13 protein-coding genes are annotated in these 16,205 nt (G+C 73.1%); 5 read left to right on the top strand and 8 right to left on the bottom strand.

The window, feature by feature from the left end; translation table 11 throughout:
• Positions 1 to 174: 174 nt before the first annotated feature.
• Entirely contained in the window at positions 175 to 852 is a 678-nt protein-coding gene (locus tag B6R96_RS30775) for a DUF4232 domain-containing protein (protein ID WP_081525333.1), read from the bottom strand.
• 211 nt (positions 853 to 1,063) lie between these two features.
• On the opposite strand from B6R96_RS30775, the gene B6R96_RS30770 reads away from it, so the two are divergent.
• Together B6R96_RS30770 and B6R96_RS30765 are read left to right on the top strand one after the other, a co-directional pair.
• Positions 1,064 to 2,395, top strand: a complete 1,332-nt coding sequence (locus tag B6R96_RS30770; protein WP_081524244.1) for a helix-turn-helix domain-containing protein — start codon at positions 1,064 to 1,066, stop codon at positions 2,393 to 2,395.
• Positions 2,396 to 2,484: 89 nt separating this feature from the next.
• Complete coding sequence (locus B6R96_RS30765) at positions 2,485 to 2,925, top strand: VOC family protein (RefSeq protein WP_081524243.1); 441 nt, start codon at positions 2,485 to 2,487, stop codon at positions 2,923 to 2,925.
• Positions 2,926 to 2,932: 7 nt separating this feature from the next.
• Here B6R96_RS30765 and B6R96_RS30760 read toward each other — a convergent pair whose 3' ends face one another.
• From B6R96_RS30760 to B6R96_RS30730, 7 genes are all read right to left on the bottom strand, one after another.
• Positions 2,933 to 4,555 carry an alpha/beta fold hydrolase gene (locus B6R96_RS30760; RefSeq protein WP_081524242.1) on the bottom strand — a complete coding sequence of 541 codons (1,623 nt, stop codon included), beginning with the start codon at positions 4,553 to 4,555 and terminating at the stop codon, positions 2,933 to 2,935.
• A 12-nt stretch (positions 4,556 to 4,567) separates the two neighbouring features.
• Positions 4,568 to 6,136: an alpha/beta fold hydrolase gene (locus tag B6R96_RS30755; protein WP_081524241.1), complete on the bottom strand. Its 1,569-nt coding sequence runs from the start codon at positions 6,134 to 6,136 to the stop codon at positions 4,568 to 4,570.
• A gap of 185 nt (positions 6,137 to 6,321) precedes the next feature.
• Positions 6,322 to 7,296, bottom strand: coding sequence for an ABC transporter substrate-binding protein (locus B6R96_RS30750; RefSeq protein WP_030384113.1), 975 nt, complete (start codon positions 7,294 to 7,296; stop codon positions 6,322 to 6,324).
• Position 7,297: 1 nt separating this feature from the next.
• Positions 7,298 to 9,346, bottom strand: a complete 2,049-nt coding sequence (locus tag B6R96_RS30745; RefSeq protein ID WP_081524240.1) for an ABC transporter permease subunit — start codon at positions 9,344 to 9,346, stop codon at positions 7,298 to 7,300.
• Positions 9,347 to 9,413: 67 nt separating this feature from the next.
• A complete protein-coding gene (locus tag B6R96_RS30740; protein WP_081524239.1) occupies positions 9,414 to 10,532 on the bottom strand; it encodes a quaternary amine ABC transporter ATP-binding protein in 1,119 nt (372 codons plus the stop codon).
• On the bottom strand, positions 10,529 to 12,055 hold the full coding sequence (locus B6R96_RS30735) for a GMC family oxidoreductase (protein ID WP_081524238.1): 1,527 nt from the start codon (positions 12,053 to 12,055) through the stop codon (positions 10,529 to 10,531). Before B6R96_RS30735 ends, B6R96_RS30740 begins: the two co-directional genes overlap by 4 nt.
• A complete protein-coding gene (locus B6R96_RS30730; RefSeq protein ID WP_081524237.1) occupies positions 12,052 to 13,560 on the bottom strand; it encodes an aldehyde dehydrogenase family protein in 1,509 nt (502 codons plus the stop codon). Before B6R96_RS30730 ends, B6R96_RS30735 begins: the two co-directional genes overlap by 4 nt.
• A 213-nt stretch (positions 13,561 to 13,773) precedes the next feature.
• Between B6R96_RS30730 and B6R96_RS37375 the strand changes: the two genes are divergently transcribed.
• From B6R96_RS37375 to B6R96_RS30720, 3 genes are all read left to right on the top strand, one after another.
• Positions 13,774 to 13,956, top strand: coding sequence for a hypothetical protein (locus tag B6R96_RS37375; RefSeq protein WP_159396384.1), 183 nt, complete (start codon positions 13,774 to 13,776; stop codon positions 13,954 to 13,956).
• Between the two features lie 154 nt (positions 13,957 to 14,110).
• On the top strand, positions 14,111 to 15,070 hold the full coding sequence (locus B6R96_RS30725; RefSeq protein WP_081524236.1) for an STM4015 family protein: 960 nt from the start codon (positions 14,111 to 14,113) through the stop codon (positions 15,068 to 15,070).
• On the top strand, positions 15,012 to 16,205 hold the full coding sequence (locus B6R96_RS30720) for an STM4014 family protein (protein WP_203351677.1): 1,194 nt from the start codon (positions 15,012 to 15,014) through the stop codon (positions 16,203 to 16,205). Before B6R96_RS30725 ends, B6R96_RS30720 begins: the two co-directional genes overlap by 59 nt.

Here is a 16,205-nt window from a genome sequence, read left to right as displayed (position 1 = left end):
ACCCACCCCGGACCGGGCCTGCGCCGTCCTGTGCCGGGCCGTTGGCGTGCTCCTTGTCCTTCGGCCGGTCACTCCCCGAAGCGGCCCGGCTTCGGGCGTACGCACAACCAAGCCGTCCAGTGGTGGAGTTGGGCGACGGGTCGCGTTCCGGGCGCCCTCGCTGCTGATCCCGGCTCAGGAGCCGAGGGCGTCGTCCATGTCCTGCTGCCAGTAGGTGACCGTCAGCGAGCTGTCGTAGTAGAGGCCCTTGGCGGGCAGCGGCGGGATGGCGGATGCTCCGCCGCTGCTGTTGGGCGTCACGCCCTGGAAGGCGATCGTGAGCCGCTGTCCGGTCGTCCCGCCCTCCCCGCTGCCGTCGGCCGCCGACAGCACGGCTGCCGCGTAACCCGACTCGCCGGGTGCGAGGGAGACCACGGCCTGGGGCTGCGTCTCCTTCCGCGCGGCCGGCGCCCACTGCATCTCGTCGAAGCGGAGCACCGGGTAGTACGTCAGGTCGCAGACCTTCGACCCGGTGTTCTTCACGGTGATCAGCATGTGGTTGAGCGGACGGGGAACCGCCTGGACGGTCACGGCGGTGTTGGAGCCGTTGCACAGGACGCGGCGGTCCGCGGCGGACGGGTCCGCGGAAGCCTTGGGCGCGGCCGGGTCGGAACCCGCCGTGCCGCCACCGGTGGTGGGCGTGGCGGGAGCCGAAGTCGCGGCGCCCGTCGCCGAGGGCGAGGCCGGGGCGGAGCCCGTGTCCGTCGCGGGCCCTCCGTCCTTGAGACCCCCGCCGCCCTGGCACCCGGTGAGGACGAGCACGGCGAGGGCGGCAGCGACGGGCAGGGTGGGGATGCGGCGGGACACGGACATGACGGGGTCCTCTCGGGTACGGGCCTGCGGCGGCCGGTCGATACCGGCTGCCCGGAGGCCGTGTGCTTGGATGACCTGAGCCTGCGCGGTGATCCGTCCCAGGGACCACATCCGATGGACGGTCAGGGATGCTGGGACGGCGGCACAGGGTCTGAGCTGCAGAAACAACCTGTTCCTGGGACGTGGAACGGAACACGGGGTGGGAGGAACGGTGTCACAGGACGCGGCCGGGACCGGGTTCGCCGAGCTGCTGCGGGAGTTGAAGGACCGATCGGGTCTGAGCTACGGAACGCTCGCCAAGCGACTCCACATGAGCACGTCGACGCTCCACCGCTACTGCGCCGGTGACGTCGTCCCGGCGGACTACGCACCGGTCGAACGGCTCGCCCGCCTCTGCAAGGCCTCGTCCGAGGAGCTCGTCGAACTGCACCGGCGCTGGGTACTGGCGGACGCCAACCGCCCGCGCAAGGGCGGCGAGCCGGGCGTCAAGCGACCGGTCGGCGAGCCGACCGCCACCGGCACCGGCACCGCCCGGACGACCCCGCAGGCGTCGGAGGACTCCGCGCCGCCTGCGGTGGCGGAGTCCCCGGTGGACCTGCCCGAGCTCTCCGGTCGGCCCGTACCGGAGCAGCGGCGCCGTCACCGGAAGGCCGCCCTCGCCGGAGCCGCCGTGGCCGTGATCGCCTGCGCGGTCGCGCTCGCCCTGAACCTGCCGGCGCGGCATGCCGATGCCGGCGGTCCGGCCGGCGGCGCCGCGTCCCTCCCGGCCGGCGCAGCGGAGCGTACGGCCGGCCGAACGGCTTCCGCGTCGCCGGCACAGGCCTCGCCCTCGTCCTCGGCATCCGCTCCCGCCGCCCCCGGGGCCGGGGGCGCCGGCACCGACGCCGCCGCGAGCCCGCACCCGTCCGGCCCCGGCGAGCACCCGGCGACCGGTACGCCGGTCACGGTGACGGCCCAGCCCTACACCTGGGAGTCCCCCTGCGGCCAGCACTACCTGATCGACAAGCCGCCGGCCCAGGTGTCCCCGCCGCCTCTGGAACGGGACGCTCCCGCCTGGGTGGCGGCGTCCGGAGCCGTCTCGGCCCGAGAGCAGTACGTCACCCTCACCCTCCAGGGCTCCGGCAAGGAGACGGTCGTCCTGGACGGCCTGACCGTCCGCACCGCCGGGAAGCGCGCTCCCCTCGCCCGGAACGACTACGCCATGGGCTATCCCGGCGTCGGCTGCGGCGCGGGCGTACGCACCCGCTCCTTCAGCGTGGCCCTCGACGCCGCGCGCCCGGCCGTCGTACCGGCGGCGGGGCAGGCCACGTTCCCGTTCAAGGTGAGCGAGTCCGAGCCGGAGGTGTTCTACATCAAGGCCGACGCCTCCGCGTACGACGTCAGCTGGTACCTGGAACTGGCCTGGACCAGCGGCTCCCGCTCCGGCACCCTCACCGTCGACAACCACGGCACGCCCTTCCGTACCAGCGGCAACAACGGGCGCCCCGGCTACGAGTTCCCCCTCGGCGGCGACGGCTGGGTGAAGGCGGGGACGACGTCCTGACCGCTTCGGCAGGGGCGCGGCGCGCACCGCGATCCGCGTGGACACCAGCGGCCACCACCGGCCGCACGAGGGAAGAAGGAGAGACCAGCATGGCGATTCAACGGATGGACAACGTCGGCATCGTCGTCGAGGACCTGGATGCCGCCGTCGCGTTCTTCGTCGAACTCGGTATGGAGCTGGAGGGCAGGGCGCAGGTCGAGGGCCCCGTCGCCGACCGGTGCACCGGACTCGACGGCGTCCACTGCGACATCGCGATGGTCCGGACCCCGGACGGTCACAGCCGGCTCGAGCTGGCGAAGTACCGCAGCCCCGCGGCGATCAGCGCGGGGCCGCACAACCGGCCGCACAACATCCTGGGCACCCACCGCGTCATGTTCGCCGTCGACGACATCGAGGACACCGTGGCCCGCCTGCGCCCTCACGGCGCCGAACTCGTCGGCGGGATCGCCCGGTTCGAGGACAGCTACCTGCTCTGCTACCTCCGCGGCCCGGAAGGCATCATCGTCGGACTGGCCGAGCAACTGCGCTGAGCAGGCCTTACGGGCCGATCTCGAACTCGGGCGCCTCGAGGGTCTTCAGGCATTCGGTCTTCGGCGCGGCCGGGTCGTCGAAGAAGGAGACGGCGATCTCCTGCGCGCACTTCGAGGTCGCGAACACCACGTGCGGCTCGTACGGCACCGTGACGACCTTGGCCCTGTTCAGCGTTCGGGCGACGTACGGTCCGTTGTCCGCGCCGGTCTGGGAGTCGAAGCCGCCCGACAGGGCGAGGGTCGGGATGTCACCGCTCGTGGCGTCCCGGATCGAGGGCGGGGCCGGGGGGACCTTCCACACCTCGCAGTCGGGGTGGAGGTAGGCCAGCTGCGGGGCCTGGGCCTGGACCGAGCGGGGGAAGGTCGGGAAGGTCTCCTGACCGCCCTTGAGCGCGGCGTCCTGCGCCTCGTACGGCGTCCACTCGCTGCAGAAGACTCCGTAGACGAGACCGTGCGCGACCCGTCCCATGGCCTGCGGGCTGAGCTTGCCGCCCGCCCACTGCTGGGCGATCCGCTGCGGCTTGCCGTGGGCCAGTTCGTCGAGGGCGAGCGGTACCTGCGGCGCGATGTGGGTCGCCGAGGTCATCCAGTTCACCAGGGCTGCGCCGTCCAGTACGACCTTGACCGGCTTGTCGCTGCCGGGGACGGTGACGGTGGTGGTGACCGGCTTGGCCTCGAGGTCGCGGACGAGCTTGTCGAAGGTGGCCGACAGGTTCGGATAGCGCTTGTTGCAGGCCGGCTGCGCCGTGCAGGCCTTGAACAGGCCGTCGAAGCCCTGCCGGGCGCTGCTCCAGGTCGCGGCCGAACCGGCCCTGGACGGCGGCAGAATGCCGTCGATGCCCACCGAGCGCAGGCCTTCGGGGTGCAGGCGCATGTAGACCAGCGCGAGGTGGGTGCCGTAGGAGATCCCGTACAGGTTCCACTGCTTGATGCCCAGCGCGGCGCGCAGGTCCTCGTAGTCGGCGGCGCTCTCGGTGTCGTTGTAGGCGCCGAGGTCGATCCCGCGGGCCGCCAGCTGGTCGCGGCAGGCCTTCGTGGCCTCGATGTGCAGGCGTTCGGTGGTCGGGGCGTCGTGGCCGAGGCCGACGGCGCGTGCGTTGAACTCGTCGATGTTGGGGCACAGGAGGGTCGGGTCGGCCGAGTAGGTGCCGCGCTGGGACATGAAGATCACGTCTCGGTCGCGGTTCAGGCCGCCGTCGATCGCCATCTTCGCCTCCCCCACGGCGTCGTCGCCGGGTCCGCCCGCGAGCCACACGATGGGGTCGGGCTTCGGCTTGTCGGTGGCGGCGGGCACGATCGCGACACCGAGTTCGATCGTTTTGCCGGTCGCCCCGGCGCGGTTCTCGGGCACGGTGAGCGTTCCGCAGCGGGCTCCCTGGAGCGCGTCGACCGGTTCGGGCGTCCTGGGGCAGGGGCCGGGTTCGAAGCGGGCGTCGCCCACCGTCCGTGCGACCGTGCCGATCGGGGCATCGGAGCCGGGGCTGGGGCCGGGGCCGGTCCCGGTGCGCGACTGCGCCCCGGCGGGCGCGGCGAGCAGTCCGGTGACCAGGAGACCGGTCGCCAGCCCGGCCGACGTGGCCCGCAGGCGTCGTACGGTGCGGTGGCGGCGGGACGGTTGCCGGTGTGTCATCTGGCCTCCCGGTCACTTCGGGGCGATCGTGAACGGCCCGGGTTCGAGGTCGTCCACGCATGCGGTGTCGGGTGCGGTCGGGCGGGCGAGGAACGAGGCCAGTACGCGCTGGGCGCACGGCGATTGCGGCACCACCCAGTGGCCGATTCCGGGGACCTGGACGGCGGTCGAGCGGGACAGGTCGCGGGCCACGTCCTTCGCCCAACTCGCCCCGGTCTTCGCGTCGAACGTGCCGGAGACGAGCAGGGCGGGCACGCTGCTGACCGTGGCCACCCGCTGGACGGCCGCGCGGTCCGGCACGTTCCAGATCCGGCACACCGGGTACTGGAAGGGCAGTTGCGGCGCCTGGGCCAGGACCGTGTCGGGCCAGCCTGGGAAGGCCTCCCGGCCCGCGGTCAGCACGTCGGCCTCCGAGTAACCCGGCGCCCACTCGCTGCACGCCACCGAGTTCGTCAGGCCGTGCGCGAACATGCCCACGGGCTGGACCGAGCCGGCCGCGCGGGCCTGCGCGAAGCGTTGCGGGTTTCCGCGGGCGAGTTCGTCGAGCGCGGCCGGAAGGTCCTTGGGCCGGGGGGTGGAGGCGACGATCAGGTTGAGCAGTGCGCCTCCGTCGAGGACGACCTCGACCGGCTTTCCGCCGCCCGGTGGCGGGACGTTCAGGGTCAGGGGGTGTGCCTCCAGCTTGCGCACCTGCTCGGTCAGCGTGCGGGCGAGGTCCGGGTACCGGTTCTTGCAGGCGGGCTGGGCGGCGCAGGCGTCGAAGATGTTGTCGATCCCCTCGGCGGCGCTCCGCCACCCCCACGGCAGGGCCGCGGACTGGGGAGGGGTGACCGAGTCGAGCGCCACGGCGCGGATTCCCTCCGGGTGCAGGCGCAGGTAGGTGAGGGCCAGATCGCTGCCGTAGGAGTACCCGTAGACGTTCCACCGGGGGATGTGCAGCGCGGCGCGCAGGTCGGCGAAGTCGGCCGCGTTCTCCGTGGTGTTGTAGGCGCCGAGGTCCACGCCGTCGGCCGTCAGGCGGTCGCGGCACTCCTTCACCGCCTTCAGCATGAGCTGCTCCGCCTGCTCGGCGTCGTAGCCCAGGCCCACGGACTGCTCGTTGAAGCGGTCGATCTCCGGGCAGGCGAGGTTCGGCCGGTCGTGGAGGTTGCCGCGCTGGGCCATGACGATCAGCTCGCGGTCCTTGTTCAGGCCGGACTCGACGAGGAAGGGAATGTCGTCGAACGTGTCGCCGCCGGGGCCGCCCGCCATGAACACCACGGGGTCCTGCGCCGGCTTCGCCGGGTGGGCGGCCGGGAGGACCGCCACGGCCAGCTCGATGGTCCGGCCACCGGGGCGGGCGCGGTTCTCGGGGACTTCGAGGACGCCGCACCGTGCGGTGGCGAGCGCTTCGGCGGCCTCGGGCGACTCGGGGCAGGGACCGGGCACGAACCGGGACGGGGCCGCCGCACCGGGCTGACCGGCGGACTGGCCGGCGGGCCGGCCGGATGCCGTGGCGGCGCCGCTCGCTGCGGGGCCGATCGCTGCCAGGCACATCAGGGCGGCCGCGGCGGTCATCACGTGGATGCTGTGCTGAGGCATGTGGTCTCGTGCCTCCGCCGATATCGGCGGCGGCCCCGCCGGGCCCGGCCGCCACGGTTGGGACGGAACACTCCCTCTCGACGCTACTCGGCGCGGCGTACGCGCGCACGCGGAGCGCAGTCGGGTGCCCGGAGGGGGTCGTCCCTCCGGGCACCCTCACCCGGCGCGGCCGGGCGGCACCCGCGTCAGGACGGGAGCCACGACCGCCAGGTGGCCTCGTTCTCCTTCACCCAGCGGCCCGCGGCCTCCTGGGGGGACAGCTTCTCGTCCGCGATCATCAGGGCGACGTCGTTCTGCATGTCGGTCGTCCACCGGAACTTCTTGAGGAAGGCGGCGGCGTCACCCCCGCCGTCCGCGAAGCGGGCGTTGAGGAACTTCTGCAGCGGGGTGTGCGGGTAGGCGCACTCCACCTTCTGCGGGTCGGCGTCGCAGCCCTCCTTGTACTCGGGCAGCTTCACCTCCGTCATCGGGACCTTCTCGAAGAGCCACTGGGGCTTGTACCAGTAGCTCAGGAACGGCTTCTTCTCCTTGGCGAACTGCTTGATCTGCGTGATCTGCGCCGCCTCGGAGCCCGCGAACACGACCTGGTAGTCCAGGTCCAGGTTCTTCACGAGGGCCTTGTCGTTGGTCACGTAGGACGGGGAGCCGTCCAGCAGCTGGCCCTTGCCGCCGCTCTCCGCGGTACGGAACTGGTCGGCGTACTTGTTCAGGTTCTTCCAGTCGGTGACGTCCGGGTGTTCCTCGGCGAAGTACGTGGGCACGAACCAGCCGATGTGGCCGGTCACCCCGAGGTCGCCGCCCCGCTCGATGGTCCCCTTGTCGTCGATGTACCGCTTCTCCTGCTCCGGGTGGCCCCAGTCCTCCAGGATGGCGTCCACCCGGCCCTGGCTGAGCGCGTCCCAGGCGGGGACTTCGTCGATCTGGACGGTGTCCACCCGGTAGCCGAGCTCGTGCTCCAGCAGGTACTGGGCCACGGCCACGTTGGCCTGTGCGCCGACCCACGACTGCACGGACAGCGTCACCGTGCGTGAGCCCTTCGCGTCGGCGTACGGGGAGGCCTGGCGGGTCATGTCGGCGGCGCCGCAGCCCGTGAGGGCGGTCAGGGAGACGGCGACGGCGGCGGCCGCCGCGAGGGCGGCGGAGCGTGTGGTGCGAGCCATGTCAGGCCCCCTTTCCGGCGAGGTCGCGGCGCTGTGTCGGCTGGGTGACGCGGTCGAGCATCAGGCCGAGGCAGACGATCGCGGCGCCGGCGACGAGGCCGGTCGCGAGGTCGCCCTGGGCGAGTCCGAAGACCGCGTCGTAGCCGAGCGCGCCGCCGCCGACGAGGCCGCCGATGACGACCACGGCGAGGACCAGGACCACGCCCTGGTTGACGGCCAGCAGCAGCGCGGGCCGGGCCAGCGGCAGCTGGACCTGGAAGAGCTGCTGGCGCCCGGTGGCGCCCAGCGAGCGCGCGGACTCCAGCGCCGCCGGGTCCACGGCGCGCACGCCCTGGGCCGTGATCCGTACCACCGCGGGCAGTGCGTAGACCACGGCGGCCGCGGCCGCCGGGGCGCGGCCCACACCGAACAGGGCCACCACCGGGATCAGGTACACGAACTGCGGCATCGTCTGGAAGACGTCGAGGACCGGGCGCAGCGCGCGTCCCAGGCGGGAGCTGCGGGCCGCGGCGACGCCGAGGGTGAAGCCGATCAGCAGGGTCACCGCGACGGCGGCCAGGACCTGGGACAGCGTGTCGAGCGCCGGGTCCCAGACGCCGAGGACGCCGATCGCGGCCATCGCGAGGACGGCGGTGGCGGCGGTGCGCCAGGTGCCGATGAGCAGGGCGAGGGCGCCGACGGCCAGCAGGACCGCCCACCAGGGCAGCCATTGGAGGCCGTCGCGCAGCGGGCCGAGGACCCAGGTGGTGAAGTGGCCGGCCCAGTCGGCGGTGCCGCCGACGAACGGTACGCCGGAGTAGAGGTGGGCGGTCATCCAGTCGACCGCCCGGTTGACGGGTTCGGCGATGTCCAGCGTCCACCCGGCGGGCCAGGAGAGCCCGTCGACGAGGCGGCCGCCGACGACGACCGCGGCGGTCAGCAGCGCGGCGACGTTCCGGGCGAGCCCGCTCCGGGGGGCCACGGGAGCGCCGATGCGCGCGCCGGCCGCGGCGGTGACCCGGTCCAGGACGATGGCGAGCAGCACGATCGGCACACCGGCGGCGAGTGCGGCGCCGACGTCGACGGAGGCCAGGGCCTGGTAGACCCGGTCGCCGAGGCCGCCCGCTCCGATGACGGAGGCGATCACGGCCATACCGAGCGCCATCATGATCGACTGGTTGACGCCGAGCAGCAGTTCCTTGCGGGCCAGCGGCAGCCGGGCCGTCAGCAGGCGCTGCCGGCCGGTGGCGCCGAGGGAGGTGGCGGCCTCCACGACGCCGGCGTCCGCGTCGCGCAGGCCGAGCGCGGTGAGGCGGGCCATGGGCGGAGCCGCGTAGACGACGGTCGCGAGGACGGCCGCGGGCACGCCGATGCCGAAGACGAGGACGACGGGCAGCAGGTACGCGAAGGCGGGCAGCACCTGCATGGTGTCCAGCACAGGCCGCAGGATCCGGTGCATCCGGTCCGACAGGCCGGCGGCGAGTCCGAGGAGGCCTCCGAGCAGCACGGACGCGGCGACGGCGACCACCATCAGGGCGAGCGTCTGCATGGTGGGCACCCACATGCCGAGCAGTCCGCACACGGCGAAGGCGGCGATGGAGGTCAGTGCGAGCCGGACTCCCGCGACGCGCCAGGCCAGCAGCCCGGCGGCGGCGGTGACGCCGGCCCAGCCGAGCGCGAGCAGCACCAGGTACGCGGCGCGGACGGACACGACCACGATGTTGCTGACGTGCCCGAGGAAGTAGAGGAACAGCGGGTGGCTGTCGCGGTTGTCGATGATCCAGTCGCTGGTCCGGTCGAGCGGGCCCGACAGGTCGACGGCGAGCGCGGACGGCCAGCCTCCGCCACCCAGGAGGACGGCGCCGAGGAGGAGGGCGAGGGCCGTGCACAGGCCGATCAGCCGACCGCGGTGGCGCGCGAGCGCGCGCAGCACACCGGGTCCTGCGTCGGTGGAGGCCTCGGTGGTCCCGGGGGCCTTGGTGGTCGCGGAGGAGGTCGCGGGGGCAGCGGGGGCCGCCGCGTTCTCGGTGCCCGTGGACTCCGGGGGCACAGGGGTGACGGTTGCGGTCATCGGGCCCACCGCCCGGTGTCGGCGCCGGTCGTGCCGCACGGCGGCGGCCAGGTCGTATGGTCGTACATCAGGCCACCGCCTTCCCCGTCGCGGCGGGGACCCCGGCGACGACACCGAGCAGTCCCGCGTGGTCGACCACACCGAGGCACCGGCCGTTCTCGACGACCCGGGCGTTCTCGCCCGTGCGGGCGACGGCCTCGATGGCCTCGTGGACGGTGGCGCCCGGGGCGAGTGCGGGGCCGGCCTCGGACTCGCCGATGAGAGCGGGGCGCATCGCCGAGCGGACGGTCAGCACCTGCTCGCGCGGCACGTCGCGGACGAAGTCCCGGACGTAGTCGTCGGCGGGGGCGCCGACGATCTCCTCGGGCGTGCCGAGCTGGACGATCCGGCCGTCGCGCATCAGCGCGATGCGGTCGCCGAGCTTCAGCGCCTCGTTCAGGTCGTGCGTGATGAAGACCATCGTGCGGCCCTCCTCGCGGTGGAGGCGTACGACCTCCTCCTGCATGTCACGGCGGATGAGCGGGTCCAGTGCGCTGAACGGCTCGTCGAAGAGCAGGACCTCGGGGTCCACGGCGAGTGCGCGGGCCAGGCCCACGCGCTGCTGCTGGCCGCCCGACAGCTGGCTCGGCCTGCGCAGCTCCATGCCCTCGAGGCCGACCTTGGTGACGAACTCGGCCGCGCGGTCGCGGCGTTCGCCGCGTCCCACGCCCTGGATCTCCAGCCCGTAGGCGATGTTGTCGAGTACCGTCCGGTGCGGCAGCAGCCCGAAGTGCTGGAAGACCATCGCCGCCCGGTGCCGGCGCAGCTCGCGGAGCCGGCCGGTGTCCATGGACAGCACGTCCTCGCCGTCGATGGAGATCGTGCCCGAGGTCGGCTCGATGAGCCGGGTGAGGCAGCGTACGAGCGTCGACTTGCCCGAGCCGGACAGGCCCATGACGACGAAGACCTCGCCCTTGCGGACGTCGAAGGAGACGTCGCGGACGGCGGCGGTGCAGCCGGTGCGCTCGCGCAGCTCGGCGGCGTCGAGGGCGGCGAGTTCCTTGTCGGCGGGCACGCGGTCGGCCTTCGCGCCGAAGACCTTCCACAGGTTGCGTACGGAGAAGACGGACTCCGCGGGTGTCTGCGGCGGGGCGGCGGAGTGCGGGGTCGTGCGGTGCGGGGTCGTGCTGTGCGGCGGAGTGTTCATCGGGTGGTTCCTCCCAGCAGGTCGGCGCATTTCTCGCCGACCATGAGCACGCCGATCATGGGGTTGACGGCGGTCATGGTGGGGAAAACGGACGCGTCGGCGATCCGGATGCCGGTCAGGCCCCGGATCGTCAGATCGGGTGCGACGACCGCGAGTTCGTCGTCGACGGCCCCCATCCGGCAGGTGCCGGCGGGGTGGTAGACGGTGTGGGCGACCTTGCGGGCGTACGCGCTCAGCTCCTCGTCGGAGGTCACCTCGGACCCGGGGCACACCTCGCGCTTCAGCCATCCGGCCAGGGGTTCGCTCGCCGCGATCTGCCGGGCGATGCGGATGCCGTCGACGAGGGTGCGGCCGTCGTAGTCGTCCTCGTCGGTGAAGTACCGGAAGTCGAGCGCGGGCTTGACCTCCGGGTCGGCGCTCGTCAGGTAGAGCCGGCCGCGGCTGCGCGGCTTGGGGATGTTCGGGGTCATCGACACGCCGTGCGCGGGCCGTTCGTACCCCAGGCGCTCCGGATTGTCGGTGAAGGGGATCTGGTAGAAGTGGAACATCAGGTCCGGGCCCTCGGACGCCGGGTCCCGGCGGACGAACAGCCCGGCGTCGGAGTCCATCGCCGAGTTCTCCGGGATCGGACCGTGCGTCTCCCACACGATGACCGACTCGGGGTGGTCGAGCAGGTTCTCGCCGACGCCCGGCAGGTCGTGCACGACGGGGATGCCGAGCTTCTCCAGATCGGCGCGCGGCCCGATGCCCGAGTGCAGCAGCAGGCGCGGGGTGTCCACGGCCCCGGCGCACACCAGCACCTCGCGCCGGGCGCGTACGACGTGCTCCGCGCCCTCCTTGGTACGGATGTGCACGCCGGTGGCGCGGGTGCCCTCCAGCTCCAGCCGGTACGCCCAGGTCTCCAGCGCGATGTGCAGGTTCGGCCGGTCCAGGAAGGGGTGCAGGTAGGCGACGGAGGCCGACGAGCGCTTGTTGGTCTCCGGGTGGTAGGCGAGGTCGAAGAAGCCGGCGCCCTCGTGGAAGGGGGCCTTGTTGAAGCCCTCGACGTGCGGCACGCCGAGGGCGCTCTGCGCCGCGTCGACGAAGTCCCGGGCGATGGCGTTCCGGTCGGCCTCGCCGACGGGGACGACGTTGTTGCGCAGCCGGGCGAAGTAGGGGTCCATGGCTGCCGCGTCCCACCCCTCGGCGCCGGCCTGCGCCCACTCGTCCCAGTCGGAGGGCAGCGGCTTGAACGCGATGAGGGTGTTGTGCGAGGAACAGCCGCCGAGCACCCGCGCACGACTGTGGCGGATGTGCGAATTGCCCCGGGGCTGCTCGGTGGTGGGGTAGTCGTAGTCCAGCTCGCCGCCGAGCAGGCCCATCCAGCGGCGCAGGGTGAGGACGTCGTCGCGGCCGACGTCGCTGGGGCCGCCCTCGATGACGGCGACGCTGACGTCCGGGTCCTCGGTGAGCCGGGAGGCGATCACGGAACCGGCGGTGCCGCCGCCGACGACGACGTAGTCGTACAGGTGCTGGTCGCTCATGCCTGGCCCTTCGCCGTCGCGCCCGCGAACCAGCGCACGGGGCGCGGAGCGAGGTTCTGGTAGATGTGCTTGGCCTCGCGGTATTCGGCGAGGCCGCCGGGGCCCAGTTCGCGGCCGATGCCGGACTTCCCGAAGCCGCCCCATTCCGCCTGCGGCAGGTAGGGGTGGAAGTCGTTGATCCAGACGGTGCCGTGGCGCATCAGGGCGGCGACCCGCCGGGCGCGGTTCTCGTCGGAGGTCCACACCGCTCCGGCGAGGCCGTACTCGGTGTCGTTGGCGAGGGCGACGGCCTCCTCCTCGGTGCGGAAGGTCTCCACGGTGAGGACGGGGCCGAAGACCTCCTCGCGGACGACCCGCATGCCGCGGTGGCACCGGTCCAGGACCGTGGGCCGGAAGAAGTAGCCGGGGCCGGCCGGCTTCGTGCCGCCCGCGCGCAGCTGCGCGCCCTCGGCGAGGGCGGAGGCCACGTACGCCTCGGTCCGTGCCAGCTGCGCCGCGGAGACGAGCGGGCCGCACTCGACGCCCTCGTCGGTGCCGCGTCCCAGCCGGATCAGTTCGGCCCGGCGGGCGAGCTCGGCGACGAAGCGGTCGCGCAGCGGCTCCTCGATGATGAGGCGGGAGCCGGCGGAGCAGACCTGACCGCTGTGGATGAAGGCGGCGTTGAGCGCCTGGTCGACGGCGGTGTCGAACCCCTCGGGCGTGGAACACGCGTCGGCGAACACGACGTTGGGGTTCTTGCCGCCCAGTTCGAGGGCGACCTTCTTGATGCTGTCGACGGCCGCCCTGGCGACCTTCGTACCGCTGACGAGTCCGCCCGTGAACGAGACGAGGTCGACGTCGGGGTGTTCGGCGAGCCGGGCGCCGACCGTGTCGCCGGGACCGGTGACGATGTTGGCCGCACCGAGCGGGAGTCCGGCCTCCAGCAACAACTCGATCAGCACGACGGTGGTCAGCGGGGTGATCTCACTGGGCTTGATCACGAAGGTGTTGCCGGCGGCGAGGGCGGGAGCGATCTTCCAGCTGGCCTGGAGCAGCGGATAGTTCCACGGCGTGATCAGGGCGCAGACGCCGACCGGCTCGTGCACGACGACGCTGCGGATCTCGTTCGAACCGGCGTCGACGATCCGGCCGCCATCCTCCTTCTCCACGAGGTCGGCGAAGTAGCGGAAGGCGTCGCGGACGCAGTCGACGTCGACGCGGCCCTCCTCGAGCGTCTTGCCGGCGTCCTGGCTCTCCAGGGCGCCGATCCGCTCGCGGTCGCGCTCCAGCAGGTCGGCGACGCGACGCAGCAGGGCGGCCCGCTCGGCGACGGGGGTGCGCGGCCAGGCGCCGGCGTCGAAGGCGGCCCGCGCCGCGGCGACCGCGTCGTCGGTGTCCGGTACGCCGCCCTCCGCCACGAGCGCGAAGGGGCTCGCGTCGACGGGGTCGATGATCTCGCGCGTGGCCCCGGACAGGGCTTCGCGCCACTCTCCGCCCACGTGGATGGTCTGCTGTGGTGCCGTCACGTTCCGTATAGCCTTTCGTTCCTTTGCGTCCCCCTGCCGGTCAGACCGACTTGATCCGCCCGCCTGCCCCGGCTCCCCGAATCCATGCGCAATACATTGCGGAGAGTGGCCTGCTTCACGCACGAAAATGCACCAAATTTGGACATACGTGATATCTGCTCGGCATCCCGGACTCACCCGTTCGGCGTACTCGCCCAGGGCGCCGCGGGTCGGGTGTTCACGCAGGTCGCATGCGCCGGGAACCGGGTGCGGACGGGGAGCCCCAGGAACGGCATCGCTTTCCCCGGACGCTGGCTCAACCGGATCGCCCACGACCACGCGCCCGGCTCGGCCGGCATCGGCCTGTTCCTCTCCCGGCTCGTGTCCCCCGGCGAACGCGCCTTCGCCGACCTCTGACGGCCGGACACCGCCGTCCCGCCGCGTCCTCCTCCGACCACAGGGGCCCGGTCCGGCAACGGCGTTCCGCCCGACCTGCCTCCGGGGCTGTCAGTGCCGCTTGGTACAACTTGCAGCACATCGGACGCGACAGGCGAGGAACGGCGGGCACCCCATGAGCTACGCGAACCATCTGACGGGATTCGGCGGACTGCCCGTCATCGACTTCCCGGGCCCCGGCGACGCGGACACGACCCGCCTGCCCGAGGCCGACGACGTCGCGTGGCGGATCGCCAGCGACAGCTACGACAGCGAGGAGAGCTGGACCGAGGCCTTCGCCCGGTTCCGCAAGGCGGTCGACACCACCGCCGTCCGCGCGATCGTCGTCGGCTCCTGGGAGGAGGCCTACGACAGCGGCCCCGAGGAGATCATCGCCGCCCTCCTCGACGCACGCTCCCAGCTGCCCGCCCTGCGGGCCCTGTTCCTCGGGGACATGGAGTCGGAGCAGTGCGAGATCTCCTGGATCAACCAGGGGGACGTCGGCCCGCTCCTCGACGGCTTCCCGGAGCTGGAGCAGTTCGGCGTACGGGGCGGCTCCGGGTTGGTCCTCCCGGCCGTGACGCACCACAAGCTGCGCTCCCTGACCGTCGAGACCGGCGGGATGCCCGCCGAGGCCGTCCGCGGCGTCGCCGCGAGCGACCTGCCCGCCCTGGAGCACCTCGACCTGTGGCTCGGCACGTCCGAGTACGGCGGGGACGCCGCCCTCACCGATGTGGCGCCGATCCTCGACGGGGAGCGGCTGCCGCGCCTGCGCCACCTGGGCCTGCGCAACAGCGACATCCAGGACGAGATCGCCACCGCCGTCGCGTCCGCGCCCGTCGTCGCCCGCCTGGAGACCCTCGACCTGTCCATGGGCGTCCTCACCGACGAGGGGGGCGCGGCACTGCTCGACGGCCGGCCCCTGACCCACTTGAAGAAGCTGGACCTGCACCACAACTACCTCACGGAGCCGCTGCGCCGGCGCTTCCAGGAGGTGCTCGGCGGCGCCGGCGTCCTCCTCGACCTGGACCGCGGCCATGCCGAGGAGGACGAGTACGACGGCCGCACCTGGCGCTTCGTCGCCGTCGGCGAGTAGCGCGCGGACCGTGACGGACCACGCGCAGCCGCCGCGCTGGGCGGTCGTCGGCAACCCGGAGAACCGGCGCGTCGCCCTGTTCTCCGGGGCCGTGCGCGCCGCCGGGCTCCCCGCGCCGCGCGTCGTGCCCTGGACGGACGTGCTGCGCGCGGGCGGCGCCGCCTTCGCCTCCGACGAGATCGTCCGGATCGAGTCGCCTGGTGAGAACGCCGCGGTCGACCGGCTCCTGCGCGGCGCCGACGACCCCACCCGGGTGGAGGGCGGGGCCCGCTGGTACGCCGCCTTCACGGCTGCCGTCCGTACGCTGACCGGCGGCCTGCGCCTCGACGACCCCGACGAGCTGGCGGTCCTCTTCGACAAGCGGAGCTGCCACCGGACCCTCGCCCGCGCCGGGGTCCCCGTACCGCAGGCGCCGACCTCCGGCGGCGCGGCACCGGTGCGCGGCTGGGACGACGTACGGGCCCTCATGGCCGCGCACGGCATGCCGCGGGTGTTCCTGAAGCCCGCCCACGGGTCCTCCGCCTCCGGTGTCGTCGCCGTCGAGACGGCCGGCGGGGGCCGGATCAGGGCGACCACGTCCGTGGAGAGCGCGGCGGACGGCCGGCTGCACAACTCCCTGCGGGTACGTCGCCTCACGCGCGAGCCGGAGGTGGCCGCGCTGGTCGACGCCCTCGCCCCCGACGGACTCCACGTCGAGCGGTGGTGGCCCAAGGCCTCCCTCGGCGACGGTGCGGCCGACCTGCGGGTGGTGGTCGTGGCCGGGCGGGCCACCCACGCCGTGGTGCGCACCAGCCGGACCCCCATGACCAACCTGCATCTCGGCGGCCGGCGCGGCGACCTGTCCGCCGCGGTCCGGGCCGCGGGCCCGGAGGCCTGGGCCGAGGCCCTGCGGATCTGCGAGCGGGCCGCGTCCTGTTTCCCCGGCACCCTGTGCGTCGGCGTCGACCTGCTGCCCGCCGTCGGCTGGCGCCGGTTCGCCGTCGCCGAGGTCAATGCCTTCGGCGACCTGCTGCCGGGCCTGACCGGTCTGCCGGGCAGCGGCGCCGAGGGCCTGGACACCTACGCCGCGCAGGTCGCCGCCGCGCGCAGACATCTGCAGCACCACCCCACGAGGAACCACCGTGCACCCGACTGA

The sequence above is a fragment of the Streptomyces sp. Sge12 genome, from assembly GCF_002080455.1.
Classification (GTDB): Bacteria; Actinomycetota; Actinomycetes; order Streptomycetales; family Streptomycetaceae; genus Streptomyces.
This window is presented reverse-complemented; position numbering and strand designations above follow the sequence as displayed.

What these genes read in the sequence shown, in the direction of transcription:
- B6R96_RS30775 (WP_081525333.1), bottom strand. Translation starts at nt 852, where the DNA reads ATGTCCGTGTCCCGCCGCATCCCCACCCTGCCCGTCGCTGCCGCCCTC.
- B6R96_RS30765 (WP_081524243.1), top strand. Translation starts at nt 2,485, where the DNA reads ATGGCGATTCAACGGATGGACAACGTCGGCATCGTCGTCGAGGACCTG.
- B6R96_RS30760 (WP_081524242.1), bottom strand. Translation starts at nt 4,555, where the DNA reads ATGACACACCGGCAACCGTCCCGCCGCCACCGCACCGTACGACGCCTG.
- B6R96_RS30755 (WP_081524241.1), bottom strand. Translation starts at nt 6,136, where the DNA reads ATGCCTCAGCACAGCATCCACGTGATGACCGCCGCGGCCGCCCTGATG.
- B6R96_RS30750 (WP_030384113.1), bottom strand. Translation starts at nt 7,296, where the DNA reads ATGGCTCGCACCACACGCTCCGCCGCCCTCGCGGCGGCCGCCGCCGTC.
- B6R96_RS30745 (WP_081524240.1), bottom strand. Translation starts at nt 9,346, where the DNA reads ATGACCGCAACCGTCACCCCTGTGCCCCCGGAGTCCACGGGCACCGAG.
- B6R96_RS30740 (WP_081524239.1), bottom strand. Translation starts at nt 10,532, where the DNA reads ATGAACACTCCGCCGCACAGCACGACCCCGCACCGCACGACCCCGCAC.
- B6R96_RS30735 (WP_081524238.1), bottom strand. Translation starts at nt 12,055, where the DNA reads ATGAGCGACCAGCACCTGTACGACTACGTCGTCGTCGGCGGCGGCACC.
- B6R96_RS30725 (WP_081524236.1), top strand. Translation starts at nt 14,111, where the DNA reads ATGAGCTACGCGAACCATCTGACGGGATTCGGCGGACTGCCCGTCATC.
- B6R96_RS30720 (WP_203351677.1), top strand. Translation starts at nt 15,012, where the DNA reads ATGCCGAGGAGGACGAGTACGACGGCCGCACCTGGCGCTTCGTCGCCG.